At 63.4% G+C, this 2,073-nt stretch carries 2 protein-coding genes; one reads left to right on the top strand and one right to left on the bottom strand.

All coding sequences use genetic code 11. The features are described from left to right. Positions 1 to 301 (bottom strand): GatB/YqeY domain-containing protein (locus EN939_RS31580; protein WP_127271515.1); only part of this gene is annotated, 301 nt, incomplete at its 3' end. Positions 302 to 577: 276 nt separating this feature from the next. On the opposite strand from EN939_RS31580, the gene carA reads away from it, so the two are divergent. Beyond that, positions 578 to 1,795 (top strand): glutamine-hydrolyzing carbamoyl-phosphate synthase small subunit, encoded by a 1,218-nt coding sequence (carA, locus tag EN939_RS31575; RefSeq protein ID WP_127271513.1) that lies wholly within the window; start codon positions 578 to 580, stop codon positions 1,793 to 1,795. Positions 1,796 to 2,073: the final 278 nt, after the last annotated feature.

Raw genomic sequence — 2,073 nt, 5'->3', positions numbered from 1 at the left:
CCGCCGCATCGTCCAACTGCGTCGGCAGGAAGGTGCGGATGATCTCCATCTCGCCGCGCTCCTGCGCGGCGAGATCGGGCCGCTTGCCGTCGTCGAAGGCTTTGGCCGATTCCTCGCGCTGCTTCACCATCTTGGCCAGGATCTGCAGGATCTCCTCGTCGCTGGCCGGCTCCTTGCCCGAACCGCGATTGGCGATGTCGCGGTCGTGAATAGCCGCCTGGATCAGCCGCAATGTCGGCAGCCGGTGCTTGTCCTGCGCCTTCATCGCGCTCTTCAGGGATTCGGCGATTTTTCCGCGCATGGTGCATTCTCCTTCGATCGGCGCGGACAATAGCGCCGGGGGCGAGCCAAGGCAAACCCTGATATGCCGGGGCAAGCCACTGATTTTGCTAGGCGAAATAAAACATGGCGGCATTTCGCATGATCATTGACCGCCCTGCCCCCTTCCCCTATGTACTGGGCCTTGCATGAACGGAAATTTGACTGCGTGGGAGCCGCGAAATCGCCGCTTCGCGCCGTTTGCCGCGCAGATGGCCCGCCGGGCCGGTTGCAGCGCGCGGCCTGATAGGAGTGCCGCATGGCCGAGATGACCGCCGCCTCGACGCCCGCCTGGGCCACTGAAAAGCCGACCGCCCTTCTGGTGCTGGCCGACGGCACCGTCATCGAAGGTCGCGGTCTCGGCGCCACCGGCTCCGCCGTCGCCGAAGTCTGCTTCAACACGGCGCTGACCGGCTACCAGGAAATCCTCACAGACCCTTCCTATGCCGGCCAGATCGTCACCTTCACCTTCCCGCATATCGGCAACATCGGCACCAATGACGAGGACATCGAGGACCTCAATCCCGCCGCCCGCGCCGGTGCCGTCGGCGCCGTGTTCAAGGCCGATGTCACCAATCCTTCCAACTATCGCGCCGGCGCCGGTCTCGACCAATGGCTGAAGAAGCGCGGCATCGTCGCCCTGTCGGGCATCGACACGCGCGCTCTGACCGCACTGATCCGCGAAAAGGGCATGCCCAACGCCGTCATCGCGCACGCGCCCGACGGCGTGTTCGATCTCGACGATCTGAAGCGGCGCGCCGCCGCATGGTCGGGCCTGATCGGGCTCGACCTCGCCAAGGATGTCACCTCGGGCCAGTCCTCGGTCTGGCGCGAGACGCCCTGGGTGTGGAACGAAGGCTTTGGCGAACAGACCGAACCGACAATGCATGTCGTCGCCATCGATTATGGCGTCAAACGTAACATATTGCGCCTGCTCGCCGGCCTCGGCGCCAAGGTCACGGTGGTGCCGGCCAAGACCGGCGCCGAAGAAATCCTTGCCATGCAGCCGGACGGCATTTTTCTCTCCAATGGCCCCGGCGACCCGGAAGCCACCGGTGATTATGCCGTGCCGGTCATCCGGGATCTGTTGAAGACCGACATCCCCGTGTTCGGCATCTGCCTCGGCCACCAGATGCTGGCACTGGCGCTGGGCGGCAAGACCGCCAAGATGCACCAGGGCCATCACGGCGCCAACCATCCGGTCAAGGACCACACCACCGGCAAGGTCGAGATCGTCTCGATGAACCACGGCTTTGCCGTCGATGCCGACTCGCTGCCATCAGGCGTCGAGGAAACCCACGTCTCACTGTTCGATGGTTCGAACTGCGGCATCACGCTGACTGGCCGGCCGGTGTTCTCGGTCCAGCATCACCCGGAGGCTTCGCCCGGCCCGCAGGATTCGCACTATCTGTTCCGTCGCTTCGTCAATCTAATCCGCGAGAAGCGCGGCGAGGAATTGCTGGCCGAACGGGCTTAGCGCGATCCGCTTGCGCCGCCCCTCATCTGCCTGCCGGCATCTTCTCCCCGTATAGTGACGGGGAGAAGGAAGCTGGCCGCACTCTTGGCGTTCTTCTCGCAACATTGATAATTGGTGAAACCATCGGACAACAGCATCTTTCTCCCCGTCACTATACGGGGAGAAATGCCCGGCAGGGCAATGAGCGACTATCTGTGGTGTCAAGTTGCATTGGCGAACTCCATGCGCGCATCGCGTGCTTTTGCATTGAGAATGACGAGGAGTTTTCGCGCCAGCGC

Origin of the sequence: Mesorhizobium sp. M7A.F.Ca.CA.002.05.1.1, from assembly GCF_003998335.1 — a bacterium.
Taxonomy (GTDB): domain Bacteria; phylum Pseudomonadota; class Alphaproteobacteria; order Rhizobiales; family Rhizobiaceae; genus Mesorhizobium.
This window is presented reverse-complemented; position numbering and strand designations above follow the sequence as displayed.